At 67.6% G+C, this 26,110-nt stretch carries 15 protein-coding genes; 10 read left to right on the top strand and 5 right to left on the bottom strand.

All coding sequences use genetic code 11. The features are described 5' to 3' along the window. Positions 1-28: 28 nt before the first annotated feature. The 3 genes from KME82_RS22395 to KME82_RS22390 form a co-directional block, all read right to left on the bottom strand. The gene (locus KME82_RS22395; RefSeq protein WP_036113525.1) at positions 29-1,135 is read right to left on the bottom strand and encodes a dipeptide epimerase; all 1,107 of its coding nucleotides are present in this window, start codon (positions 1,133-1,135) and stop codon (positions 29-31) included. 69 nt (positions 1,136-1,204) lie between these two features. Beyond that, positions 1,205-1,372, bottom strand: a complete 168-nt coding sequence (locus KME82_RS27255; protein WP_430538754.1) for a DUF6053 domain-containing protein — start codon at positions 1,370-1,372, stop codon at positions 1,205-1,207. Positions 1,373-1,383: 11 nt separating this feature from the next. Beyond that, the gene (locus KME82_RS22390; RefSeq protein WP_215495972.1) at positions 1,384-2,883 is read right to left on the bottom strand and encodes an SH3 domain-containing protein; all 1,500 of its coding nucleotides are present in this window, start codon (positions 2,881-2,883) and stop codon (positions 1,384-1,386) included. A gap of 316 nt (positions 2,884-3,199) precedes the next feature. Between KME82_RS22390 and KME82_RS22385 the strand changes: the two genes are divergently transcribed. The 8 genes from KME82_RS22385 (at position 3,200) to KME82_RS22350 (ending at position 19,756) form a co-directional block, all read left to right on the top strand. Beyond that, positions 3,200-4,651 carry a transglutaminase-like domain-containing protein gene (locus tag KME82_RS22385; protein ID WP_252255859.1) on the top strand — a complete coding sequence of 484 codons (1,452 nt, stop codon included), beginning with the start codon at positions 3,200-3,202 and terminating at the stop codon, positions 4,649-4,651. Positions 4,652-4,696: 45 nt separating this feature from the next. Further along, positions 4,697-7,669 carry a TonB-dependent receptor gene (locus tag KME82_RS22380; RefSeq protein ID WP_215495970.1) on the top strand — a complete coding sequence of 991 codons (2,973 nt, stop codon included), beginning with the start codon at positions 4,697-4,699 and terminating at the stop codon, positions 7,667-7,669. A 76-nt stretch (positions 7,670-7,745) separates the two neighbouring features. Next, the gene (locus KME82_RS22375; protein ID WP_215495969.1) at positions 7,746-9,320 is read left to right on the top strand and encodes a serine hydrolase; all 1,575 of its coding nucleotides are present in this window, start codon (positions 7,746-7,748) and stop codon (positions 9,318-9,320) included. Between the two features lie 109 nt (positions 9,321-9,429). Continuing rightward, complete coding sequence (locus KME82_RS22370; RefSeq protein ID WP_430538865.1) at positions 9,430-10,125, top strand: M15 family metallopeptidase; 696 nt, start codon at positions 9,430-9,432, stop codon at positions 10,123-10,125. 64 nt (positions 10,126-10,189) lie between these two features. After that, positions 10,190-11,317 (top strand): serine hydrolase domain-containing protein, encoded by a 1,128-nt coding sequence (locus KME82_RS22365; RefSeq protein ID WP_430538753.1) that lies wholly within the window; start codon positions 10,190-10,192, stop codon positions 11,315-11,317. Positions 11,318-11,515: 198 nt separating this feature from the next. Beyond that, positions 11,516-11,983: a MarR family winged helix-turn-helix transcriptional regulator gene (locus tag KME82_RS22360; RefSeq protein WP_215495967.1), complete on the top strand. Its 468-nt coding sequence runs from the start codon at positions 11,516-11,518 to the stop codon at positions 11,981-11,983. A gap of 139 nt (positions 11,984-12,122) precedes the next feature. Beyond that, the gene (locus tag KME82_RS22355; protein WP_215495966.1) at positions 12,123-12,548 is read left to right on the top strand and encodes an organic hydroperoxide resistance protein; all 426 of its coding nucleotides are present in this window, start codon (positions 12,123-12,125) and stop codon (positions 12,546-12,548) included. A gap of 599 nt (positions 12,549-13,147) precedes the next feature. Next, positions 13,148-19,756 (top strand): autotransporter domain-containing protein, encoded by a 6,609-nt coding sequence (locus KME82_RS22350; protein ID WP_215495965.1) that lies wholly within the window; start codon positions 13,148-13,150, stop codon positions 19,754-19,756. A gap of 292 nt (positions 19,757-20,048) precedes the next feature. Here the strand turns inward: KME82_RS22350 and KME82_RS22345 are convergent, their stop codons facing one another. Together KME82_RS22345 and KME82_RS22340 are read right to left on the bottom strand one after the other, a co-directional pair. After that, positions 20,049-21,440, bottom strand: a complete 1,392-nt coding sequence (locus KME82_RS22345) for a PepSY-associated TM helix domain-containing protein (protein ID WP_215495964.1) — start codon at positions 21,438-21,440, stop codon at positions 20,049-20,051. Between the two features lies 1 nt (position 21,441). Continuing rightward, positions 21,442-23,604, bottom strand: coding sequence for a TonB-dependent receptor (locus tag KME82_RS22340; protein ID WP_215495963.1), 2,163 nt, complete (start codon positions 23,602-23,604; stop codon positions 21,442-21,444). 379 nt (positions 23,605-23,983) lie between these two features. Here KME82_RS22340 and KME82_RS22335 point away from each other — a divergent pair, with 379 nt between their 5' ends. Then, positions 23,984-24,385 carry a DUF3224 domain-containing protein gene (locus KME82_RS22335; protein WP_215495962.1) on the top strand — a complete coding sequence of 134 codons (402 nt, stop codon included), beginning with the start codon at positions 23,984-23,986 and terminating at the stop codon, positions 24,383-24,385. Positions 24,386-24,934: 549 nt separating this feature from the next. After that, entirely contained in the window at positions 24,935-25,996 is a 1,062-nt protein-coding gene (locus tag KME82_RS22330; RefSeq protein ID WP_215495961.1) for a lipid A deacylase LpxR family protein, read from the top strand. The last annotated feature ends 114 nt before the right edge of the window (positions 25,997-26,110 follow it).

The raw sequence follows: 26,110 nt of genomic DNA, 5'->3' as shown, positions 1-26,110 counted from the left end.
CCGCGCGAGGGCCGCCGCAAGGGCAGGGTCAGGCGGCGCTCGCGGTCAGCGGTTCGAGCCCGCGGATTTCGCGGATGCCCAGGCCGGGGGCGTCGGTCACGGTAATCTCGGATTCGTTGAAGATCACCCCGCCGTCGACCGGGTTGAACGCGCACAGCGACGGCCCGTCCAGATCGACCTTGGTGATCACGTTCGACTTGGCCACCGCCAGATGCACCGCCGCGGCGACCGAGATGGACGTCTCGATCATGCAGCCGATCATGCATTCGACCCCGTACATCGCGCAGATGTCGGCGATCTGGATCGCCTTGGACAGCCCGCCGGTCTTCATCAGCTTGATGTTGATGATGTCGGCCGCGCGCATGCGGATCAGGTCGATCACCTCGGCCGGGCCGAACACGCTTTCGTCGGCCATGATCGGGGTGTGGACGCGGTCGGTGACGTACTTCATCCCGTCCAGGTCCTGCGCCTTGACCGGTTGCTCGACCAGTTCCAGCCGCACGCCGGCGTCTTCCAGGGTCTGCAGCGCGTACACCGCCTGTTTCGCGGTCCAGCCCTGGTTGGCGTCCAGGCGCAGCAGGGCGCGGCCCTCGACCGCGGCGTAGATCGCCTTGACCCGTTCGATGTCGACGCCGATGTCCTTGCCGACCTTGATCTTCAGCGATTCGAAACCGCGATCGACCGCGGCGATCGAGTCGGCGACCATCTTCTCGATGTAGTCGACGCTGATGGTCAGGTCGGTGGTGATCACCGGATCGCCGCCGCCGAGCATCTTGTACAGCGGCGCGCCGTACAGCTGTCCCCACAGGTCGTAGACCGCGATCTCGACCGCGGCCTTGGCGCTGGAGTTCTTCTCCAGCGAGCCCTGGATCAGGCCGGTGATGCGGTTGAGGTTGGCGATCTCCTGGCCGATCAGGCGCGGGGAGATGAACTTGCGGATCGCTTCGACGATCGAGCCGTGGGTGTCGCCGGTGATCACCGCGGTGGCCGGCGCCTCGCCGTAACCGACATGGCCGGTGTCGGTGTGGATGGTGATGACGATGTCCTCGACCGTGTCGACCGTGCGCAGCGCGGTCTTGAACGGGGTCTTGAGCGGGACCCGCAGCATGCCGAATCGGATGTCGGTGATCTTCATGTGGTCGTTGGCTTGGCTTGTTTCATCGTGATTCGGTGATGGGAGTGCGGCGTGTCGGGCAAAGTTCAATCAGCCCGACCGAGCGAAAACCGCGAAGTTTTTTGTGGGAGGGCTTTCAAGCCCGACGCTCTTGTGTCCGGTCGCCGCGATCGGATCGAAAAGCATCGGGCTTGAAAGCCCTCCCACAAAAGACTTCGGACTTTGGTGGCGGGCGGGTAACGATGTTCCTGAGCGCATGCAGTGTCGCCTCAAGGACGTATACGTTGAATGCTGGTGATCCGGTCCACGGTCGGCTGTTCGCGGTTGAACAGCAGCGGCACCAGCGGGGTCACCGACACGCCGTTGAGGTGGACCCGCGCCAGTTCGCCGGTGCGGTCGCGGAAGGTGATGCCGGTGGTGTCGTGGATCACGTACGGCCAGCCGTCCTCGTGGCCGACCACCATCATGACGTGGCCGGGGATGTAGATCAGGTCGCCGACTTCCAGGCTCTGGACGATCTTCAGGCGCTCGTCGTGGCTCAGGCTTTCGGCGAGGTCGATGCGGTTGTAGGCCGGGCTGACCGCCTGATCGCGGGTGTTGCGCGGCAGCTGCACGCCGAAGCTGCGGTAGATCTCGGAGACGAAACCGCTGCAATCGCGGGTGTTGTACGAATGGCCCCAGCCGTAGCGCTCGCCGAAGAACTTGAAGCCCTGGCGCACGAGGTTGGCCTGGGTCAGCGGCAGATAATCGGCCGAGGTGTCGGCGGTGCGGGGCAACAGCGCGGGCGAAAACCGCAGGCGCCCTTGATCGTCTCGATACGGCAACTCGATCACATGCGAAGCGTAGTGATGTTGGCCGTTGACCGGTTTGTCGCTCGGCCAGTCGGCCAGCAGCGGAACGCGCACGCCCATTTCCAGCTGCACGTCGGATACGCCGGGTTGCTCGGGCGTATGCACGGTGCGCGCGCTCGCGCCGGTGACCACCAGGTACGGGGTCTTGCGGGTGTAGTCGAAGATCGCCGCCTTGGCGCCTTCGGCGATGCGGTCCTTCTCGACCCAGGCCGCGTACAGCGGGCTGACCACGAACCAGTACTTGCCATCCTTGCTGGCATGCACGATCGCCACCGGCGTGCCCGGGAATAGCGCGCTTTCCTGGAACCGGTCGATGTCGCTGTCGCCCTTGGCGTTGAACACGCGCAAGTGGGTCGGGAAGGTGCGCAGGTCGGCGCGGCGCACGACCATGCCGTAGCGCGTGGCCTGGTTGGCGGGAATCGAATCCAGCGCGAGGTTGTCGCTGAGCGCGGCGAGGGTGGCGGCGGGAATGTCCTCGCCGCGTTCGTCGTACAGCGTTTCCTCGCGCGGTTGCGACATCGCCTCGATCCATTCGCGCACCTGTGCCTGCGTCAGGCGCGCGGGCAGATGTTCGATGTCGTGCACCGATGCGTCGAGTTCGTGCAGGCGCTGGTTCTGCGCGGCGATCGCGCCGGTGTCGAGGATCGTCGCGTCGGGTCGGGCTTGTTGGCGAATCCAGTAGTCGGCGTTCAATTGCCCCTCCTCGATGCCGATCACGCCGGTGGCGGGCACGCCGCTGGCGACACGTGCGAATGCGCAGACCGGCAACAACAGCGCGACGCCCAGGCAGGCGGCGGTGATGCGCTTGGCGATGGTCGCGCCTGAACGCGGTGCTGCACTGCAGCGAACAAACGCGCTCGCGGCACCACCATGGCTGCGGTCGATTACGGCGAGGTTGCGGCTTGAAGCGGTACCCATCGCGTCATGCTCCGGCGGCTGCGCGGCACGGCCGCGTGCCGTCACAGGCTCGATGCCGGTCGTCCGGCACCGACCCGGTCGCGCACGAGGCGCCAGCGGGTCGAACCGCAGAATACATACTTCCTTGAGAAAATAGATAGGGAATAATTTATTGACCGCCTGTGCCACTCATGTTACACAGCCATGAACCGATGGCCCCGCATGGGTGACACCAGGTATGGATCCCGTGACTGACCTGCTGTTTATCGCTCCCCGTGCGCGGGCCATCGTCTCGTTTTCGCGGCGCGGCCGCGCGGCCGCGCTCGCGCTGGGTCTGATGTTCGCGCTGCCGGCGTTGGTGCTGGGCGTGCAGATCGGTTCGGTGCAGGCACAGGAACAACGCCGCGACGCCGAGGAGCGTCTGGCCGCGATCGTGTCGTTGATCGACGTCGGCCACTTCGAAGGCGCACGCGCCGGCATCGCCCAGGCGCGCGCGCGGCTGAATCTGGACGCCGACCAGCGCCGCGCGCTCGATACGCAGGTCGAACGCATGCGCCGCATCCGTCTGGATTTCACCCTCGACGAAGCGCAGGCCAAGGCCAAGCTGCGCGAGCAGATCCCGGACATGCGCGATGCCGAGTTCGACGAATGGGACCGGCGCGGCCTGCTCGAATACATGATCATCGACGGCGACAAGCGCTACTTCCAGCGCGCGCCGTCGAACCTGTTCCGGCTCGACGCCGCCGCGCTCAAGCGCCGCAAGCCGGGCGCCAGGCCGCTCAGCGTCGGGCCGATGGAAACCTTGAACGCGCATCAGGCCGAAGTCCGCGACGGCGCGCTGCGCAGCGGCCTGGGCTACGCCGCGCCGCGGCGGGTGCGCATCACCCAGTCGCTGACGGTCAATGCCGACGCGGTGCCGGCCGGCAAGATGCTGCGCGCGTGGCTGCCGTACCCGCGCGCGCTGCCGCATCAGCAGGAAGCCATTCGCTTTATAAGCAGCACGCCGGCCGCGCACACGATCGCGCCCGAGTCGACCGCGATGCGCACCGTCTACATGCAACAGGTCGCCAAGGCCGGGCAGCCGACCCGGTTCGAGACGAGTTACGAACTGACCGTGTTCGGCCAGTACCGCGCGATCGATCCGGACAAGGTCGTGCCCGCGCCGGTCGACGACGCCACCCGCGATTACCTCGGCGAACGGCCACCGCATATCGTCTACACCGATGCGATGCGCAAGTTCTCGCGCGAGGTGGTGGGCGAGGAAACCAATCCGTACCGGATCGCGCAGAAACTCTACGCTGCGGTCGACCGCATCCCGTGGGCCGGCGCGCGCGAGTACTCGACCCTCTCCAACATCTCCGACTACGCCCTGCACGCCGGCCACGCCGACTGCGGCCAGCAGACCTTGCTGCTGATGACCTTGCTGCGTCTCAACGGCATCCCGGCGCGCTGGCAATCGGGTTGGGTGTTCGGCGACAACGGCTACACCAACATGCACGACTGGGCCTGGATGTACCTGGCGCCGTACGGCTGGGTGCCGGTGGACGTGACCACCGGCCGCTTCGATTCGCCCGATCCGCAATTGGCGAATTTCTATTTCGGCGGCTTCGATGCCTATCGGATCGCCTACAACGACGACTACGGCCGGCAGTTCGTTCCGGCCAAGCGGCACGAACGTTCCGAAACGGTGGACTCGCAACGCGGCGAGGTCGAGTGGGAAGGGGGAAATCTCTACTTCGACCAATGGGATTACGACTACAGCGCGCAGGTGCTGACGACGAAGGACTAAGCGTCGGCGGCCGCGCTCAACATCATTCTGGGGAGGCAGTACGCAATGAAAGGCAAGACCTTGGGTAAGTCCGCACTGTGCATGGCGATGGGGATCTGCCTTGCTTCGATGGCGCTGCAGCCGGCATTGGCCGCCAACACCGACGGCTCGCTGGCCGGCCGGGTCGCCGCCGGCGCCGAAGTGACGGTGCGCAGCGTCGACACCGGCTTCACCCGCACGGTGAAGGCCGACGCGAACGGCAACTACCGCTTCCCGTTCCTGCCGATCGGCACCTACCAATTGCAGGCGAGCAAGGACGGCGCCGCGGTCGGCGCGCCGATCGAGGTCGTGGTCAGCCTGGGCAACGAAGCCAACATCAACCTCGGCGATGCGACCAACCTCGGCGCGGTGCAGGTGATCGGCACGCGGGTGATCTCGCCGGTGGACGTGCGCTCGACCGAGTCGGCGACCAACGTCACCAAGGCTGAGATCGAACGCATCCCGGTCGGCCGCGACGCGCAGTCGGTGGCCTTGCTGGCGCCGGGCGTGATCCAGGGCCAGTACGGTGGCGCCTCGTTCGGCGGCTCGTCGGTGTCGGAGAACGCGGTCTACATCAACGGTCTCAACGTCACCGACTTCTACAAGCGGGTCGGGTTCTCGTCGGTGCCGTTCGGTTTCTTCAAGGAATTCCAGGTCAAGACCGGCGGCTATTCGGTCGAGTTCGGCCGCACCACGGGCGGGGTGATCAACGCGGTCACCCAGTCGGGCACCAACGAGTTCAAGTACGGCGCCGAACTGGTGTGGGAGCCCAAGTCGCTGCAGTCCGACGGCAAGGACCACTACGACGCCGACGGCAACCCGTTCCGCATCGCCAGCCGCGACAAGTACGACCGCACCAACCTCAACGTGCATGCGTCCGGTCCGATCGTGAAGGACAAGCTGTTCTTCTACGCGATGTACGAGTTCCGCGATTACCAGCCCGAGAGCACCAGCGATTCGGGCGGCACCTTCTTCAAGGGCAAGTCCGACAAGGGCTTCTGGGGCACCAAGCTGGATTGGCAGATCAGCGACAAGCACCTGCTCGAATTCCTGGCCTTCTCCGACAAGAACGAAACCACCACCGACAACTACCAGTTCGACCTGGCCAACGACCGCCGCGGCAATCGCATCAACACCCAGTTCAACGAGGCCGGCGGCACCAACTGGGCGCTGACTTACACCGGTTATCTCACCGAGAATTTCTCGATGAAGGCGCTGTACGGCGAGAACAAGCGCGACCGCATCCAGAGCAGCCAGAACGATCTGGAATGCGACGCGGTGCAGGATCGCCGGGTGGCCGGCCTGCCGCAGATCGGCTGCGTGTCCTCGGCGCTGATCGAAGAGGGGCTGGACAAGCGCGAAGCCGCGCGCCTGGATTTCGAATGGCAACTCGGCGATCACCTGTTGCGCTTCGGCCTGGACCGCGAGGTCAACACCTCCGACAACGTGAGCTTCTACCCCGGTCCGTCGCGCAAGTTCTATCAGATCTACTCGACCACGCCGGGCACGACCATCGAGAACGGCGGCGTGATGCCGGCCGGGGTCAACGCTTACGTGCGCGCGCGCCAGCAGGAAGTCAGTGGCACCTTCGAGTCGATCAACTCGGCCTACTACATCGAAGACAACTGGCAGATCACCCCGGACTTCATGCTCAACGCCGGCGTGCGCATGGAAGGCTTCGACAACAAGGACGGCGAGGGCAAGACCTACATCAAGATCGACGACATGCTCGCGCCGCGCCTGGGCTTTTCCTGGGACTTCAACGGCGACGGCCGCTCCAAGATCTTCGGCAACGTGGGCCGCTACTACCTGCCGATCGTCAACCAGATCAACGTCAAGCAGGCCGGCGCCTTCCTCGACGAGCGCACCTACTACGCGCTGGCCGGGTTGGAGGCGTTCGAGAAGAACGGATCGACCTATTACCGCCCGATCCTCGGCCAGCAAATCGGCCCGGTCGACAACAGCCAGGGCGACGGCAGCGTCGGCGACCTGCGCAGCGAGGTCGACGCCGACATCGATCCGGTGTTCCAGGACGAGGCCATCCTCGGCTACCAGTCGATGATCGACGAGACCTGGTCGTGGGGCGTGCGCGGCATCTACCGGCGCCTGCACAACGCCATCGACGACATGGAGATCACCTCCAACGGCATCGTGTGCAACGGCTCGCCCGGCGAGATCGGCTACGTGATGGCCAATCCCGGCAAGACGGTCAAGCTGTACACCGACACCAACTGCGACGGCGTCAACGACGGCTACGTCAACATCGACACCTCGCGCGCGGGTTGGGCGCTGTACGACGCCGACGGCAACTATGTCGGCGAGCGCGGATGGGTCAAGCCCAAGCGCACCTATCGCGCGCTGGAGTTCATGCTCGATCGCGCCTGGGACGACAAGTGGGCGTTCAACGCGTCGTACACGTGGTCCAAGAGCGAGGGCAACGCCGAAGGCCCGTCGAACTCCGACTTCGGTTTCGACAACACCGGCCGCACCGAGTCGTTCGACAATCCGTTCGTGAACTTGAACGGCGACGGCCCGCTGCCGAACGATCGTCGCCACCAGATCAAGTTGCGCGGCGCGTATGCGATCAACGACCGCTGGTCGGTCGGCGCGACCTTGAACGCGCAGTCGGGCCGGCCGATCAACGCCTTCGGCAAGGGCAGCCCATTCGACGGCACCAGCTACCACAGCTTCTATGTGTGCGTGGCCAACTGCCAGGCCGACAACTTCGCCGAGCGCACCTACCAACTGCGCAGCCGCGGTTCGGGCGGGCGCACGCCGTGGATCTTCGACATGGGCGCGAGCCTGAGCTATCAGCAGCAGTTCGCCCAGGCCAGCCTGCGGGTCAAGCTGGCGGTCTATAACCTGCTCAATCAACAGCGCAAGATCGAAGTCGACGATGAGTACGAGCAGGACATCGGCTTCAAGAACCCGCAGTACCTGTACGGCACCGGTTATCAGTCGCCGCGCTACGCCCAGCTGACCGTGTCCGTGGATTTCTGAGTACCCGTTCCCTCGACCCCTTGGCGGCCCCATGACGCGGGGCCGCGTTTTCTCTACCTCGACAGGGCCGCCACCGATGCGACGCGAATCACCACGGTGGACGGCCCTGCTTTTTTTAACCTGCGTCTTCGTGGCTCCGCCGTCATCGGCGCAGTCCGCGCGCGAGGCGGCGCTGGACCGGATCGTCGATCAGGTGCAGGCACGCTATCGCCTGCCGGGTTTCGCGATCGGCGTGGTCGATAACGGCGAAGTCGTCTATCGCCGAACCTCCGGCGAACTCGTGGCCGGCGAGGGCGGCAAGATCGGTCCCGACAGCCTGTTCAAGATCGCCTCGAACACCAAGTCGATGACCACCGCGACGCTGGCGCGGCTGGTCGATGCCGGCAAGCTGCGCTGGGACGATCCGGTGACGAAGTACCTGCCGGATTTCCGCATGCACGACGATTGGGTCACCCGCGAAATGCAGGTGCGCGACCTGTTGATCCACAACAGCGGCCTGCGTGCGGGAGCCGGCGATCTGATGCTGTGGCCCGAGCCCAACAGTTTCAGCCGCGCCGATATCCTGCACGGGCTGCGCTATCTCAAGCCGATCCACAGCTTCCGTTCGCGCTACGACTACGACAATCTGCTCTACATCGTCGCCGGCGAGGTCGCGGCGGCCGCGGGCGGCGCGCCGTACGAGACGGTGCTGCGCCGTGAAGTATTCGAACCACTGGGTTTGTCGCGTTGCCGGGTCGGCGCGTGGGATCGCGACGCGGTCGGCGACGTGGCCCAGCCGCATGCGCAGCGCCAGGGGCGTTTTGTCGCGGTGCGCCGCGACCCAGCCCGGATCGACGCCTCGACCATGGACCCGGCCGGCGGTGTGCGTTGCAGCCTCAACGATATGACGACGTGGGTGCGCGCCTGGCTCGATCCGCAACGCTCTGGCGCCGACGGCAAGCCGTGGCTGTCGCCCGAGCAACGTGCCGCGTTGTGGCGCGCGCAGATGCCGATGAACGTGTCGCAGCGCCAGCGCGAATGGAGCAACACCCATTTCGCCGCTTACGGTTACGGCTGGCGGCTGAGCGACGCCGATGGCGTGTTCAAGGTCTCGCATACCGGCACCCTGATGGGCATGTATTCGTTGGTGACGCTGCTGCCGGACAAGCGCAGTGGTTTCGTGGTGCTGATCAACGGCGACGCCGGCGATGCGCGCAGCGTGTTCGATCAAATGCTGACCCAACATTTCACCGCGCCGGGTTCGCCGCGCGACGCGGCTTGGTACATGGATGCGATCGCGCACGAAGCCCGGGCGCCCGCGCGCAACCGCGCGCCCGATACGTCCGCGCGCAAGCCGGTCAGGTCGGGGGATCTGGCCGCGTATCTGGGCGTTTACCGCGACCCGTGGTTCGGCGAGGTGCGGCTATGCGGGCGGGACCGCGATGTGCAATTCGCGGCACGCAAGTCGCCGCTGCTGACCGGTAAGATCGTGCGGGTCGGCCCGCGCCTGCTGGTCGACTGGGACGCCGAGGAAGTCGACACCGAGGCCTGGATCGATTTCTCCGGTGCCGGCGCCACCGCCACTTTCGTCATGAGCAAGGTCGATCCGGATGCGGACTTCAGCTACGACTACGAGGACCTGGCGTTCGCGCGTGTCGGCGATTGCGGTTGAAGCCTGCGCGCTGCTGGTGCTGATCGGTTGCGTCGCAGCGGTGCGCTCGCCCGATGCGCACCCGCCGCGTCGGCATGACGCCGCGGCCGTGCCAGCCGCTGCGACTGCGGTGGCGGAGCCGCCAATCACCGCGACTCCCGCCGCGTCTCCAGCCAAAGCAGTCGCGCCGCGCGTATCCACGGCGACCGACGCGGCGGCCGCGGGCATGGTCGAGATTCGCTCGCTGGTGCCCGATATGTCGCTGGAAATCCGCTACGCCGGCCGCGACAACTTCGTCGGCCGGCCGGTGGTCGGCTATGAGGCCGCGGGCTGCTATCTGCATCGGTCGGCCGCGCAGGCGCTGGCGCGGGTCGAGCGCGCGCTGCGCCCGCAGGGGCTGCGCCTGCACATCTTCGATTGCTACCGGCCGGTGCGCGCGGTGCAGGATTTCGTGCGCTGGGCCGGCGATCTGGGCGACCAGGGCACCAAGTCGCGTTACTACCCCAAGCTGGATAAAGGCGTGTTGCTCGGAGACTACATCTCGCCGACCTCGGGCCACAGCCGCGGCGCGACCCTGGACCTGAGCCTGATGGAACTGCGCGGCGATCGCTACGCATTGCTGGACATGGGGACGGGCTTCGACTACTTCGACGAACTGGCGCATACCGATTCGCCGCACGCGAGCGCGGCGCAGCGCGCCAACCGCGAGCGACTGCGCGCGGCGATGCGGCGCGAAGGCTTCGAGAACTATCCGCTGGAGTGGTGGCATTACACCTTCAAACCCGAGCCCACGCCGGATACGGCATTCGACTTTCCAGTGAAGTAAGCCAGGCAGCGCCGGCCCGACGCGGTGATATCCCCTTGCATGAGGTGGCAGCGTGAACATCAGGATGAACTCCGAGCGTGGCCTGCGTCGGCCGTTGCGGGCCTTGATCGCGGGCTTGGGCGTCGGCGCGCTGTTGAGCGCCTGCGCGATGACGCCGGATCGACAGGCGCATGGGACCGATGCGTTGCAACGCGAAGTCGATACCTTGATGCGCGACTACCAGGGCCAGGTCCCCGGCGCCAGCGTGCTGGTCCTGCGCGACGGCCACGCGCTGCTGCGGCGCGGTTACGGCCTGGCCGTGGTCGAGACCGGCCAGGCCGCGAGCGCGCAGACCAATTACCGCCTGGCCTCGGTGACCAAGCAGTTCACCGCCGCGGCGGTGCTGTTGCTGGCGCAGGACGGCAAGCTCGGCCTGGACGATCCGATCAAACGCTGGCTGCCGTCGCTGCCCAGGGCCGCCGATGCGATCACGATCCGCCAGATCCTGAGTCATCAATCCGGCCTGATCGACTACGAGGACGTGATGCCGGCGAGCTTCGACGCCGATCAGCGGCAGATGCACGACCTCGATGTGCTGCACGTGCTCGAAGGCCAGGACAGAACTTACTTCATGCCGGGGCAGGGCTATCGCTACAGCAACAGCGGTTACGCGCTGCTGGCGTTGACCGTGCAACGCGCGTCGGGGCGGAGCTTCGCCAGTTTTCTGCGCGAACGCATCTTCCTGCCCTTGGGCATGCGCGACACGGTGGCGTACGAGCGCGGCGTGTCCGAGGTCGCGCATCGCGCCTATGGTTACAGCGATGAGCGCGGTCAGTGGCTGCGCACCGACCAGAGTTCGACCAGCGCCGTGCTTGGCGATGGCGGCATCTATTCGTCGATCGACGATCTGGCGAAGTGGGACGCGGCCTGGTACGACGATCGTCTGCTCAACGAGGCGTCGCGCACGCTCGCGGTCACCGCGCATACCCCGACCGATGTGGCCGATGTCGGTTACGGCTATGGCTGGCGCATCACCGGCGAGACCTTGTGGCATTCGGGCGAGACCCTGGGTTTTCGCAACGTGATCGTGCGCTGGCCGCAGCGGCGGCTGACGGTGGTGGTGCTGAGCAATCGCAATGAGCCCGAGCCGTATCGGTTGGCGTTGCGGATCGCGGCGGTGTATTTGCCGGGGAGTCCGGTCAAGTCGCCTTGAGGGTGGGGAGATTTCGATAGCAGGCGCAGTCAGGGGTGGGGGTGGGGCGGACGCGGCGATCTGTCGGGGCGCGGTCGCGGCTCGCGCCGCTCCTACAGGTAGCGGTCGGGGATTCTCGATGTGGGTGGAACAGTGCGGATCGTTTGATCTGAAAGATAGTGCTTGCTATTAAATAGCGCGCTATGTAAATTGCGGCCCATGAAGAAGACCACCGCCACCGCCAAGCCGCCGCAGCCGACCCTGCTGCTGGACGACCAGCTGTGTTTCGCCCTGTACTCGGCCTCGCTGGCCTTGAACAAGGTGTACCGCAAGCTGCTGGGCAAGCTGGGCCTGACCTATCCGCAGTACCTGGTGATGATGGTGCTGTGGGAGCGCGACCGGGTCACGGTGTCGGAAATCGGCGAGCGCCTGTTCCTGGATTCGGCCACGCTGACGCCGCTGCTCAAGCGCCTGGAAACCGCCGGTCTGCTGACCCGCACCCGCGCGGCCAGCGACGAGCGCCAGGTCATCATCGAGCTGAGCAAGGCCGGGCGCGCGCTCAAGACCAAGGCCCAGGGCGTGCCGGCCGGCATGTCCTGCGCGCTGGAGGGCTGCACGGTCGAGCAGCTCACGGTGCTAAAGGTACAGCTGGAGTCGCTGCGCGAGAACCTGATCCGCAACGGCTGACGGCCCACGTGACCGGCGTCGCATCCGAACTTTGAAATCGCGCGCTATTGAATAGCGAGATATTGAAACACAAGCAAGCGAACATCGACGTACCAACCCAACTCATCCCCGCACCATCCCCTGTCCACGGAGCATTGCCATGTCCATCGAAAAAGTCCTCTACACCGCCCACGCTCACGTCACCGGCGGCCGTGACGGCCGCGCCGTTTCGTCCGACAACGTTCTCGACATCAAGCTGACCACCCCGCGCGAACTCGGCGGCGCCGGCGGCGAAGGCACCAATCCCGAGCAGCTGTTCGCGGCGGGTTACTCGGCCTGCTTCATCGGCGCGCTGAAGTTCGTCGCCGGTCGCGAGAAGATCGCGTTCCCGGCCGACGCGGCGGTCGACGGCAGCGTCGGCATCGGCCAGATCCCGACCGGCTTCGGCATCGAAGTCGAACTCAAGATCTCGCTGCCGGGCCTGCCGCGCGAACAGGCGCAGGAACTGATCGACAAGGCTCACGTGGTCTGCCCGTATTCCAACGCGACCCGCGGCAACATCGACGTGACCTTGACCCTGGTCTGATCGCGACGGCGGTCGCATCCGCGCCATGCGCGGGGGCGACCGGTTGCGCCGCCAGTGGTTTTGCGGCCCGGATGCGTGAGCATCCGGGCCGTTTTTGTTCGCTGGGTCGGTTCGCTCCAATGGTACGGCCCTCGGTCGTCATTCCCGCCTTCGCGGGAATGACGACTGGGAGAGGCGTGGGCGCAATGAAAGTCAATAGAACCCGGGCGGCGCGATATCGACGACCCAAATTTCGGCAAGCAGAAAAAACTACGCGATCTTTCACCCGACCCATGACATTCGGTGAGCATGCGTGAGCCTCGTACATCACCATGAATGCGCTCAGCTTCAAGTGATCGTTTGTGAGTTGCGCGGCAGCTCCGCGCTAATAAATTGCTAAGCGACTGCTCAGACTTGCATCGAAGTTTCGTTCTCTCCTACTCACGAGCCGGCTCGCTTTGCAACGCTGTCGAAACCACTCGTCGCTGTCGGATGTCGGGGCCCTGATCGCCCTGGCCGCCGCTGCACGGACGCGACGCGGCGCGATGCCGCCATAGCCGAAGGTTCCCGTCCTTCGACCGTCCCGTCCGAGTCCTTGATCGGCTAACGGAGAATCGGTCATGTCCGCTCGCGCGCAACGTCGTCTTCGCTTTCATCCCCTGAGCCTCGGCGTCGCGCAAGCGATCCCGTTGTTGATCGCGCTGCAGTTCTACAGCGGCCAGGCCGCCGCGGCCTGCACACCGGCCGTGCCGGTGGACGGCGACAACGTCAGTTGCACCGGCGCGCCGATCCTGCTTCCGCCCAATCCCAATTCGTTCCTGAGCAGCGCCAACAACCTCAACGTCACCGTGCAGTCCGGCGCGATCATGAGCACGCTGCCCGGCGGCACCGCGATGACCCTGGGCGGCAACAACATCACCCTCAACAACCTCGGCGCGATCGACGCCAATGCCGCCGGCTCGCTGGTGCTGGCGCGCGCGCTGACCATCGGCAACCTGATCGCGCCGGCCAACGGCAACGTCACCGTCAACAACCAGGGTTTGATCGAAGGCACCTTCGACGGCACCTTCGGCCTGCTCGGCACGGCGATGGTGGTCGCCAACAGCGGAACCACCACCGTCACCAACTCCGGCAGCATCGGCATCAACGCGCTGGGCCTGTTCGATCCGGTCAACTCGATCGCGGTGGCGATCTACGGCGGCGGCAACGTCAACTTCACCAACACCGGCACCATCACCGGCCGGGTCGCCTTCGCCAGCCCCGGAAGCGGCGGCAACACCTTCGTCAATGCCGGCACCATCAACGGCAGCGTCTCGCTCGGCACCACCTTGAGCAACGACACCTTCGTCGCGGTCACCGGTTCCTCGCTCGGCAATCCGCTGATCCCGCTGCCGCCGGTCGGCGTGCCGACGCCGACCTTGCCGCCCGGCCTGCTCACCTTCGCCGCGACCGGCACGGTCGATGCCGGCATCGGCGGCAACGATACGCTGGTGCTGCAGAACACCGTCGCCGGTCCCGGTTCGGGCACCGGCGGCACCGGTTCGATCTCCGGCCTGCAATACCTCAATTTCGAAAACCTCACCGTCAACAGCGGCACCTGGACGCTGAGCGGGGCGGTGGTCAGCGGCGGCGCCACGCTCAACGGCGGCCTGTCGATCTTCGACAACTCGCTGTCGTTCGGCCTCGGCCCGTTGACCGCGAACGGCGGCGCGATCCAGGCCTCGCTGCCGGGCCTGACCCTGGCGCAGAACGTGAATCTGACCGGCGGCCTGATCGTGCAGGGCGCGAACGCGCTGAGCCTGGGCGGCACGCTCAGCGGCGCCGGCGGTCTGATCAAGAACGGCGCGGGCAACCTGTCGCTGCTGGGCAACAACAACTTCAGCGGCGGGCTTGCGCTCAATGCCGGCGGTTTGAGCTTGGGCAGCGCGAATTCGCTGGGCACCGGCCTGTTCCTGGTCGGCGGACCGGCCACGCTCAATACCGCGTTCAGCGGCACGCTCGCCAATCAGGTGCAGCTCAACGGCGCGTTGACGCTTAACGGCGCGGGCGCGTTGACCCTCGGCGGCAACATCGGCGGCGCGGGTAGCCTCACGCTCAACAGCGGCGCGCTGTCGCTGACCGGCAGCAACAGCTACAGCGGCGGCACCGTCCTGCAGGCCGGTTCGATCGATCTGGGCAACAGCGGCGCGCTCGGCACCGGCGCGTTGACCGTCAACGGCGCCGGATCGCTGACCGGCGCGGCCGGCGTCGCCTTGAACAACGCGATCGTGCTCAACAACACCTTGAACTTTGGCGCCGGCGGTGGCGGCGGCGCGTTGACGCTCAACGGCGCCATCAGCGGCGCGGGCGGCCTGAGCCTGGCCGGCGCGTCGGGACTTACGCTCAATGGCGCCAATACCTTCGGTGGCGGATTCAATCTCGGCGGCGGCGCGCTGGTGGTCGGCAACAACACCGCGCTCGGCAGCGGCGCGGTCACGATCAGCGGCGCGGGCACGTTGGATGCGAACGCAGCGGTTGCTTTGGGCAACAACTTCAACCTCAACGCCGGGCTCGGCATCGGCGGCAGCGCCAATCTGGCGCTCAACGGTGCGATCGGCGGCCTGGGCGGCTTGACCAAGAACGGTGCGGCCAACCTCAGCCTCGGCGGCGCCAACACCTTCGCCGGTGGCTTGAACCTGCAAGGCGGCGGACTGAGCGTCGGCACCAATACCTCGCTCGGCCTGGGCGCGTTGACGGTCAACGGCGCGGCAACCTTGAACGCCAATGCCGGGGTGAATCTCGGCAACGCGGTGGTGCTCAACGCGGGGCTCGGCATCGGCGGCGCCAACAATATCGCCCTGGGCGGATTGGTCAGCGGCGCGGGCGGGCTGGCCTTCAACGGCAGCGGCACGCTTGCGCTCAACGGCGCCAACAGCTTCGCCGGTGGGGTCGATCTGGCCAGCGGGACCTTGAGCGTCGGCAACAATCTCGCGCTCGGCCTGGGCGGACTCAACGTCAGCGGCAGCGCGAACCTGAGCGCGGGCCTGCCCGGCATCGCGCTGGCCAACAACGTCACGCTCGGCGCGGGCGCGACCCTGGGCCTGGGCGGTGCCAACGCGCTCAATCTCGGCGGTGCGATCGGCGGCGCGGGCGGTCTGTCGATCAACGGTCCGGGCAGTTTCACCCTCGGCGGCGCCAACAGTTTCGGCGGCGGCGTATCGCTCGGTTCGGGCAATCTGCTGCTCGGCGGCAGCGCCTCGCTCGGCACCGGCGCGCTCAACGTCACCGGCAACGCGAGCCTGGCCAGCACCGGCGCGGCGCTCAGTCTCGGCAACGCGGTCAATCTCGGCGCGGGCGCGGGGCTGTCGCTCGGCGGCGCGGCCGATCTGAGCCTGGGCGGCGCGATCGGCGGCGGCGGTTCGCTGATCAAGACCGGCGCGGGCGCGTTGTCGCTCAACGGCGCCAACAGCTTCAGCGGCGGACTGGATCTGCAGGCCGGTACGCTCAACGTCGGCACCGACACCGCGCTCGGCAGCGGCGCGCTCGCGGTCAATGGCGCGGCCACGCTCAACGCGGGCGCGGCGGTGAACCTGGGCAACGCGATCAACCTCAATGCCGCGTTGAACCTCGGCGGCGCCAACAACCTGGGTTTGAACGGCGCGATCGCCGGCGCGGGCGGGCTGAGTTTCAACGGGCCGGCGACCTTGAGCCTGGGCGGCAGCAACAGCTTCAGCGGCGGCGTCAACCTTGGCGGCGGTTCGCTGAGCGTCGGCGCCAACGCGGCGCTCGGCAGCGGCGCGCTCAATGTCGGCGGCAATGCGAACCTCAACGCGAGCGCGCCGGGCATCGCGCTGGGCAATGCGGTCAATCTCGGCGCGGGCGTGACCTTGGGCATCAACGGCGGCAACGATCTGTCGCTCGGCGGCGGCATCGGCGGCGCGGGCGGCCTGGCGATGAGCGGCAGCGGCGCGTTGAACCTCGGCGGCGCCAACACGTTTGCCGGCGGCGTCGCGCTCAACGCGGGCACGCTCGGGATCGGCAACAACCTCGCGCTCGGCAGCGGCGCGCTCAACGTCGGTGCGAACGCGGGATTGACCGCGACCGCGCCGGGCATCGCGCTCGGCAACGGCATCAACCTCGCCGCGGGCGCGCAACTGGGCATCGGCGGCGGCAACGATCTCAGCCTCGGCGGCGCCATCGGCGGCGCCGGCAGTCTGGGTTTCAACGGCACCGGCACCTTGTCGCTGGGCGCGGCGAACAGCTTCAGCGGCGGCTTCAATCTCGGCGCGGGCACCTTGGCGCTCGGCAATGCCGGCGCGCTCGGCAGCGGTGCGCTCAATATCGGCGGCAACGCGAATCTCAGCGCCGGCCTGCCCGGGCTCGCGCTCGCCAACGCGGTCAACATCGGCGCCGGCAGCGCGTTGAGCATCGTCGGCGCGAATGGCCTGGACTTGAACGGCACGGTCGCCGGCAGCGGCACGCTGATCAAGACCGGCGCCGGCGCGCTCGGGCTCAACGGCGCGGTGCTCGGTTTCACCGGCGGCCTGTCGATCCAGGGCGGCACGCTCAGCGTCGCCAATCCGATCACCGCCGGTCTGGCTTCGGCCGCGGGCACGACCGCCAACTTCAGCGCCGGTGTCGACAACCTCAGCGTAACCGGCGCGGTCGCGGGCGCGGTCAATCTCGGCGGCGGCAACGATGTGTTGAGCGCCGCGCCGACGCAACTGGCCGGCCTCACCGGCGCGATCAACGCCGGCGCCGGCAGCGACACGTTCTCGGTCGTCGGCAGCGGCGAAGGCACGTTGCCGGGCGCGGCTCTGAGCGGTTTCGAAAACCTCGGCGTCGGCGCAGGCGGCACCCTGATCCTGCCGACCGGCGCGACCGGTGCGTTCGACACCACCTCAATCGGCGGCAACCTCGTGCTCAACGGCAACCTCGGCGGCAACGCCAACGTCGCCGCGGGCGGCGCGTTGATCGGCGATGGCGCACTGGCCGGTGCGTTGACCCTGGGCGGCGTGCTCGCGCCGTCCGGCGTCGTCGGCGGCAGCGGCGCGGCCGCGGGCACCGCGGCGGCCGGCGCTTCGCTCAATGTCGCCAGCCTGACCGTGAACCCCGGCGCCAGTCTGCAAGTGCGCCAGACCGGCGCGGGCGCGACCGACAGCGTGATCGTCGCCGGCGCGGCGAGCTTGAACGGCGGCCAGGTGGTGGCGATTCCGCAGGCCGGCAGCTACGCGCCGGTGACCGACTACCGCATCGTCGATGCCGGCACGCTCAGCGGCGCGTTCAGCGGCGTCAGCCAGACCGCGTTGCCGTTCCTCGACGCGAGCCTGGTGACGATCGGCAACGACGTGTTCCTGCGCCTGAGCGAGCACGATGCCGGCGGCACCGGCATCCGCTTCAATCAGTTCCCCGGTTTGAGCGGCAATCAACAGTCGGTCGCCAACGCGTTGCAGGCGATCGCCGATGCCGCCACACCGCAGTTGCCGACCCTGATCGCGGCCGCGCGCGGGCTCAGCGCCGCGCAGGCGCCGCGCGCGTTCGACACGCTCAGCGGCGAGACCTACGGTTCGATCGTCAGCGCACAGCGCTACAACGCCGAGCAGATGCAACGCAGCGTGGCGCGTCAGCTCGATCGCGCGCGCGATGCCGGCACCGAAGACGAGAGCACGCTCGGCACGGTGTGGGCGACCGCGTACGGCGGCCGCGCCGAATTCGACGGCGACGGCCTGGACGGCATCGACAACACCGTCGGCGGCATCGCCATCGGCCTGGAAGGTTCGCCCGGCGAACATTTCCGTTTCGGCGGCCACATCGGCATGGCCCATTCGAAGATGGAAACCGACCGCCGCGACGACAAGGTCGACGGCGATCTGTTCAACGTCGGCATCCACTGGCTGTATGCGCCCGGCGGGTTCTGGACCCAGGGCGCGGCCGGTTACAGCTACGCCAGTTTCGATGCCGAACGCGAGATCGCGGTGGGCACGTTCAACCGCCGCAGCGACGCGCATTTCAGCAACGACGGCGTGTACGCCATGCTCGAAGCCGGCTGGCGCTGGGACGGCGCGAGCGTGCGCGTGGAGCCCTTGCTCGGCGTGTACTACAACAAGGTCGAATCGGCGAGCTTCACCGAGCAGGGCGCGGGCGATGCGAATCTGATCGTGTCCACCGGCAGCTTCGACACCACCACCGCCGGCGTCGGCGTGCGTTTCTCCGGCGTGCCCGGCAGCGCCGCGCGCAAGTGGACGCCGACCGCCGACATCCGTTATCTGCACGATCTGCAGGACGATCAACCGTTCGCGCGCAACGCCTTCGCCGGCGCGACCGTGCCGGGCTTCGGCGTGAGCGGGTTCGCGGCCGAACGCAATCGCTGGAACGTCGGCCTGGGCCTGGCGTATCGCATGAGTCCGGTCAGCAGCGGCTTCATCGAATACCGCGGCGACATCGGCAGCGACGATCGCGCGCATTCGCTCAACCTGGGGTTGCGCCTGGGCTGGGGCGGCACCTCGGCGGTCGCGGCGGCGCGCGCGGCGCCGGTGACGACGAGCGTGGCGGTGGCCGAGCGTGGTTCGGTTGATCGCGCCTGGGGCAATCGCGGTTCGGCCGATGCGGCATCGGCGCGCGATCCGGGCGCGGCGGATAAGGCTTCGGCGGTTTCGCCGGCCGGTTCGGTGCCGGCGGCGTCTTCGTCGTCTTCGTCGGTGTCGGGCGCGGCGCGCTCGGGTTCGCACTCGGCCGGCCCGGCGGCTGCGGCCGCGGCGGCGGCAGGCACCGCTGCGGCGGCGATTTCGGCCGAACGTTCGGCGGGTTTCGCGGGAGCGGCCGCAAGCAACTCAGCATCAGGGGCGCGTGGATCGGGAGCGGCAGCCGCGGCAGCGGCCGGATCGAATGCGTCGGCAGCCCATGCCGCGCAGGCGGCCGGCGCTGTCGCGGGCGCGGTGGCCGCATCCCAGGCCGCTGCGACGACGCAGAACGCCGTTCAACCCGCCGCGCAGAACGCCGCATTCGGCCAGTGCAAGGTGCGTCCCGCCGCCAAGGCCAAGCCCTCGCGAGGGGTCGCGAAAGCCAAGGCGCGCGGCGCGCGGCCGATGTCCAAGACCCAGCGTGTCGCCTCGCGCGGCACCGGAACCCAGGCGAGCAAGCGCCGTCCCGCGCCGCGACTCGCCGCCGCAACATCGCGACCCGCCCCTCCGTCGGGCGCGATGACCCAGCCGACGACGTGGTGCGACGAGGCTTCGGCCCGGGTTCAATAAGCCGGATCGAATGCATCGACGCCGCCGGCCGGGTGGCGCTACCGGCTTCGGTACGCTGGACCGAAGTCGGTAGTTGCTTTATCGAACCCGTGCGTTGCTGGAGGTCTGTTGTGGGAGGGAGCTTTAGCCCCGATGCTCTTGGCTCAGGTTGCCGGACAGTCGGAGTGGGTTACATGAAGATTTGGGGGGGGCTGACCGGAAAGCATCGGGGCTAAAGCTCCCTCCCACAAAAGACCTCCCACATAAAGACCTCTTACGAAAGACCGTTCACAGAAACTTCCAACGAGCCGCTTTACCGTATCGCCGCCGCCAACCGCGGAATCCTCGCGATCACCACCCGATCGATCGCATAAACCAGCAACAGCGACGCCCCAAGCAACGGGAACAACACCCCGCAACCCAGCGCGATCAACGTGATCGTGCGCAACTGCGTCGGCGACGGTCCCGACGGCGCGCCCAGGCGTCCGCGCGGCCGCCGTCGCCACCACATCCAGGTCCCGCTGACACTCAGCACCACGATGCCGATGCACGGCAGCAGCATCACGAACTGATTGGCGCGGCCGAAGTAATTGCCCATGTGCAACTGCACGCCCAGTTCGACCGCCTGCGCGGCCCAGCCGTAATCGGCGAAACCGGTCCGGCCGACCACCGCGCCGCTGTAGCGGTCGATATGCACGGTGTACTGGCCTTGCGGCCGGTTCGGATAGACCACCGCGGTGTAGACGCCGTCGTCGGACTGCGGCAACGACAGCCGGTAGTCGCCGCGCAGTCCTTGCGTGGCCAATGCGCGCGCGACGGCATCGATGCCGATGTCGGTTCGCATCGCGCTCGCATCGCCATGCGCGTGGTGCGCATGCAGCGAGGCCGGCATCGGCGCATCGCGCAAGGTCCACGGGGCTTCGTCGATCGCCTGCGACACGGTGGTCGCCGGTTTCGTCGCGGTCGGGCCGTGATGGCGATGTTCGGCCGGATAGCCGATGCCCAGTTGCTGGGTGCCCGCACGCAGCAGATCGCCCCACACTCCGGCCCAGGGCAGGCCGGTCAGGATCAGGAATACGACCAGCGCCGCGACCCAGGCGCCGACGCTCGAATGCAGGCTGCGCCAGAACACCCGGCCGCGCGCCCGCCAATCCGGCCACAGCGCGCGGCGCCAGCCGCGTTCGCGCGGCCACCACAGGTACAGGCCGGTCGCGATCAGCAGCAGCGCCCAGCACGCGGCGAGTTCGACGATCGCATCGCCGACCCGACCGAGCATCAGTGAGCCGTGCATGGTGTCGGCGAAGCCGACCAGGGTGTGGGTGTAGACGAATGCGCCGTGGACGCGTGCGGTGCCCGGATCGACGAATACGCGCAAGGGCTCGCCCTGCGCCGGCGTCACGAACACCTGCGCGGTGCGCCGCGGATCGGCGGGCAGGTCGATGCGGGTGACGGCGCCGGGATGCGCTTGCCGCGCGGCCGTGATCAATCGCGACAGCAGCAGATCGGCCGCGCGCTGCGGGGCGAACCGCAACGAAGCGTGTACGGTGTCTTCGATCTCGTCGTTGAACAGATAGATCGAACCGGTGATCGCGAGGATCAGCAGCAGCGGCGCGACGAACAGCCCGGCATAGAAATGCCAGCGCCACACCGCGCGGTAGGACGCGCGGCCGAGATGTTGGCGTTCGCTTGCGGTAGCGTCACTCATCTCAGAACGATCTCGACCAGCTCAGTTCCAGCGTGCGCGGCGCGCCGAGGTAGACCTGGCTCGCACTGTAGCCCGACCAGTCGGCATAGAACGCATCGGTGAGGTTGCGCACCCGCGCGGTGTAGCGGCCGTGGGCGGTGTCGAGCGAGGCCGAGGCATCGGCGATGGTGTGGGCGCGAACGCGATAACGGTTGGCGTTGTCGGTGTAGAAATCGCCGACATGGCGCAGGCCGAGGCTCAGGCTCAGCGGCGAGCCGTCGGCGCGGTAGAACAGGTCCACGCCGGCGATCCGCTCGGGCACGTTGGACGGACGATTGCCGCTGCGATCGGCGCCGCCGGCCTCGATCAGGCGATCGAAGCGCGCCGACAGCAGCGCGGCGTTGGCGTCGATGCGCAGGCGCGAGGTGGCTTGAGCGCTCAGCGAGAACTCGATCCCGCGCGAGGACTGGCGGCCGTTCTGCACGCTGATCTGCGGCTGCAACGGATCGCGGGTCAGGATGTCGTCCTGGCGCAGGCGGTACGCCGCCGCGGTCAGATGCAGGCGTTGCTCGAACAATGCAGTGCGCACGCCGACCTCGATCGAATCGCCCTGGCTCAGGTCGAACGCGTTGTTGCGCTGGTTGATGGTCAGCAGCGAACTCACCGGCAGCACCGCGCTGCTGTATTGCGCGTACACCGGGGTGCCGGGCCGCAGATCGAACACGCTACCCAGTCGCCACGAGGTGGGGCTGAAGTCGCGATCGAAGCGGCTGCTCAGGCCGCTGTCGAGGTCCAGGTTGCGCCGGTTCAAGCGGATGCTCTCGTGGCGCAATCCACCGACCAGCAGCCAGCGCGGGCTCAGGTTCAACGCGTCTTCGACGAATACGGCCGCGACCCGCACGCGCGTGCTGAAATCGTTGCGGCCGTCGCGGTAAGCGGCCGCGCTGTCGGCGGGCAATTGCCCGCGGTCGTGCGCGAGCAGGTCGACCGGCGCGGCCTGGCCGAAGCGGCGCAGGTTGAAGAAATCGGTGTCGCTGTATTCGAATCCGGCCGCGAACAGGTGCCGGCGTCCGCCCAGGCGGCCGTCATGGCGCAGGCTCAGGCGTTCGTTCCAGACCTTGTGCCGGTGATGGATGCGCGCGCTGCTGCGATCGAGCAGGCCGCTGGCCGGGTCGTAGCTGAAGTCCTCGCTGTTGTCCCAGCGCCGGCGCGCGTCGAAGCCGCTGGCCTCGTTGCGCAACGACCATCGCTCGCTCAACTGATAGTCCAGGCGGGTGCGCAGCCAGTACGAACGCGAATCCATGCGGCCGTCGCGGACGTTGTAGTTGCGGTCGCGCGCGGCGCGGTCGATGACGAGGCCGGCGTCGTTATCGACCAGACCGCTGGGATCGGCCGCGACCGCCCGCGGCACCAGCGGCGCGCCGAAATACGCGGTGTCGAAATCGTCGCGCTGGTAGTCGAGCGCGACCCGCGCCGACAGCGTGTCGCGCGGCTGCCACAGCAGCGAGCCGCTGAAGGCCTGCGCTTGCGAGGCGGTGTCGTCGACGTGGCCGTCGGAGCGATTGGCGCTGAGCACGCCGCGCACCGCCAAGGTATCGCTCAGCGGCAGATTGCCGTCCAGCCCCAGTCGCGCGCTGTCGTGACTGCCGTAACCGAGCAGGACCTCGCCACTGCGGCGATCCGGTTGCGCGCTCTTGGACACGAAGTTGACCGCGCCGGCCAACACGCCTTCGCCGTAGAGCACCGAGGCGGGGCCCTTGAGCACTTCGACCCGCTCGAAATTGAAGCTGTCCCAGTTGCGCGAGGAAAACCCCGAGCTGGTCAGGCGCACGCCATCGAACAGATACGACACCGCGCCGCTGGCGAAGCCGCGCATCGAGGCCACGCCCGGTTGCCCGGGCAGGTTGCCGGCCATCACCCCGGGCATCGCGCGCAGCACCTCGACGCTGTCGCGCAGGCCGCGCGCCTGGATGTCGTCGTGGTCGAGCACGTCGAGGGTGGCGGGTACTTCGTCGGGGTCCAGGCCCAGCCGGCTGGCGGTGGCGACCGAGGCGTCGCGCGCGCCGTCGCGCTGCGCGTGGACGCGCACGGCGTCGAGGGTGGTGCTGGCCTCGCTGGCGGATTCGGCGGTGCTGGCGGCGCCTGCGTCGAATGCGGCGCAAGCCAGCAGCGAGCATGTCAGCAACGAAATAGCCGGAGTGTTCGAAGGGAGAATCGGTGAGTGCATGCGAGGCGATCGGGGCGGGCCGCGCGGCGTCCGAGCCGCACGGACGCGGCGGGCCGGGACGCGGCGCGATTGAAAACCAAGGGGCGGCCGCCGTGGCGGCGGACAAGCGCACGATGCTAGCGGCGCGGTCGCGCATCGGGCTGCGGCAAGTTGCCGCAGTGAGCCGGTGCCGGGGTTGCATCGGTGCCGATGCGAAAGTGGCCGCGCCGCATTGGCCGCGGGTCCGGTCCCGTCGCCGCGTCGCTGTCGCTGCGTACTAGGCGAGATGCGAACGAAGGCCTAATCTGCAACGCCAGGCGCGAGCCGATCGCGCCCCATCGCCCGTCGGAGAATCGCCATGCCGCAGATCGAAGGCCCGTTCAACGTCAAACTGAGCCCGCAGCCGGTCCACGAAGAGGCCGAAGGCAAGTTCGGGCGCATGTCGATCGACAAGCAGTTCCACGGCGAACTCGAAGCCGCCAGCCGCGGCGAAATGCTCGCGGCGATGACCGCGGTCAAGGGCTCGGCCGGTTATGCCGCGCTGGAAAAAGTCGAGGGCACCCTGGCCGGGCGCAGCGGCAGCTTTCTGTTGTTGCATCGCGGGCTGATGGATCGCGGCACGCCGGACCTCAGCGTGACCGTGGTGCCCGACTCGGGCAGCGGCGAACTCAGCGGGTTGACCGGCCGCATGAAGATCGAGATCCGCGAGGGCGGGGCGCATTTCTATGTGTTCGATTACGAGCTGCCGCCGATTTCGTGAATCTCGCTGCGTGTAGCGGGAGGTTTTGTGGGCGCTCTTTGCAGTAGGCCTTTTGCAGGAGCTCCTTTGTGGAAGGTCTGTTGTGGGAGGGGCTTGGGCCCCGACGCTGTTGGCTCAGATCGCGGGCGCAATCGGGTGTCGTGCTTGAAGCTCGATGGTGTCGCGGCGACCTGAGCGGAAGGCGTCGGGGCTCAAGCCCCTCCCACAACAGACCTCCCACAAAGACCTCGTCGATCGCGCACGGCCCCGCAGCGACACGCGCCGGACAAATACGCGGCAGCCAATCGATAGGCAGGATCGCGTCGACTCCGTTCGGCGCCGCCGCGCCGCCGACCGACTCAAGTGTCACCTGCGGGACAATCCGTCGCAGCCCTGCAAGCCGCGACACGCACGATCCGTGCGAACTTTGGCGCCGATCCGCCGTGGTCCGACGCGCGCGGGCACGCGAGGCCGATCGCCGTCGAGGCGGCCGACCCGCTTTGTCCCGCCGTTCCCGCCAATCCTCCGCTGCGCGCCCGGCGCCGGCGGTCCAGACTGCCGAACCTGCCCATGCGTTCCATCGCTTTGCCGCTGTGCGTTTTGTTCGCCGCCGCTGTCGTGCAATCCGGCCAAGCCCGCGCCGACGGCCGCGAAGCCTGCACCAACGGCCACACGCGCCTGCCGCCCACGGTCAACCTGCGCCTGGACAACGATCTGTTCGGCGGCCAGGACCAGGGCTACAGCAACGGCGTGCAGCTGACCCTGGTCTCGCCGAACCTGGCCGATTACACCGACGATCCGTGCATTCCGCGGCTCGCGCGCTGGATCAATCGCCATCTCGATGCGCTGCAGCCGGAAGGCTTCGAGCAGCGCAACATGATCGCCACCTTCGCCCAGGGCATTTTCACCCCGACCGATTTCAGCCGGCACGAACTGATCCCGGACGATCGCCCCTACGCTGCCGCGCTACTGTTCGGGCTGGGCTACAACGCGCGCAACGGCGATTACCTGCAGACCACCCAGTTGCAGTTCGGCATCGTCGGGCCGTCGGCCTTGGGCAAGCAGGTGCAGGACGCGGTCCACAAGGCGCTGGGCGACGAGACCTTCAAGGGCTGGGACAACCAGTTGCACGACGAGCCGGTATTCCGGATCGCCCATGAACGCATGAATCGCTATTCGGCCGGCGACGCGCACAACGGCGCCTGGGGCTGGGATGCGATCACCCATTACGGCGGCAGCTTCGGCAATCTGACCACCTACGCCAACCTCGGCGCGGAACTGCGTTTCGGCCTGCGCCTGCCCGACGATTTCGGCAGCACGCCGCTGCGCCCGGCCGGCGAGAACACCGCGCCGACCCAGCACTACAACACCGGCAACCGGCCGTTCGCCGCGCATGTGTTCGTGACCTCGGACGTGCGCTGGGTGCTGCGCGACATCACCCTCGACGGCAACACCTTCCGCGACAGCCACAGCGTCGACAAGCGCTCGTTCGTGGGCGAGGTCGGTTATGGCGTGGCCTTGATGCGCGGGCGCTGGAAGCTGGCGTTGGCGCGCTATCACCGCACCCGCGAGTTCGACGGGCAGAAGCAGACGCCGGTGTTCGGCAGCGTGACTGTCAGTCGGGCGTTTTGAAACCGGCGCGGCCGATCTCGCGAGGTCTTTTGTGGGAGGGCCTTCAGGCCCGATGCTTTTCGCTCAGGTCATGCCCGAATCTTGAGGTCGGGCGCTTCGCGCTGATGGTGATGG

The organism is Lysobacter capsici, assembly GCF_018732085.1.
GTDB lineage: Bacteria > Pseudomonadota > Gammaproteobacteria > Xanthomonadales > Xanthomonadaceae > Lysobacter > Lysobacter capsici_A.
This window is presented reverse-complemented; position numbering and strand designations above follow the sequence as displayed.

Bases quoted from the DNA above. Each gene is read 5' to 3' on its own strand.
- KME82_RS22395 (WP_036113525.1), bottom strand. From the start codon at position 1,135: ATGAAGATCACCGACATCCGATTCGGCATGCTGCGGGTCCCGCTCAAG.
- KME82_RS27255 (WP_430538754.1), bottom strand. From the start codon at position 1,372: ATGCGCTCAGGAACATCGTTACCCGCCCGCCACCAAAGTCCGAAGTCT.
- KME82_RS22390 (WP_215495972.1), bottom strand. From the start codon at position 2,883: ATGGGTACCGCTTCAAGCCGCAACCTCGCCGTAATCGACCGCAGCCAT.
- KME82_RS22385 (WP_252255859.1), top strand. From the start codon at position 3,200: ATGTTCGCGCTGCCGGCGTTGGTGCTGGGCGTGCAGATCGGTTCGGTG.
- KME82_RS22380 (WP_215495970.1), top strand. From the start codon at position 4,697: ATGAAAGGCAAGACCTTGGGTAAGTCCGCACTGTGCATGGCGATGGGG.
- KME82_RS22375 (WP_215495969.1), top strand. From the start codon at position 7,746: ATGCGACGCGAATCACCACGGTGGACGGCCCTGCTTTTTTTAACCTGC.
- KME82_RS22365 (WP_430538753.1), top strand. From the start codon at position 10,190: ATGAACTCCGAGCGTGGCCTGCGTCGGCCGTTGCGGGCCTTGATCGCG.
- KME82_RS22360 (WP_215495967.1), top strand. From the start codon at position 11,516: ATGAAGAAGACCACCGCCACCGCCAAGCCGCCGCAGCCGACCCTGCTG.
- KME82_RS22355 (WP_215495966.1), top strand. From the start codon at position 12,123: ATGTCCATCGAAAAAGTCCTCTACACCGCCCACGCTCACGTCACCGGC.
- KME82_RS22350 (WP_215495965.1), top strand. From the start codon at position 13,148: ATGTCCGCTCGCGCGCAACGTCGTCTTCGCTTTCATCCCCTGAGCCTC.
- KME82_RS22345 (WP_215495964.1), bottom strand. From the start codon at position 21,440: ATGAGTGACGCTACCGCAAGCGAACGCCAACATCTCGGCCGCGCGTCC.
- KME82_RS22335 (WP_215495962.1), top strand. From the start codon at position 23,984: ATGCCGCAGATCGAAGGCCCGTTCAACGTCAAACTGAGCCCGCAGCCG.
- KME82_RS22330 (WP_215495961.1), top strand. From the start codon at position 24,935: ATGCGTTCCATCGCTTTGCCGCTGTGCGTTTTGTTCGCCGCCGCTGTC.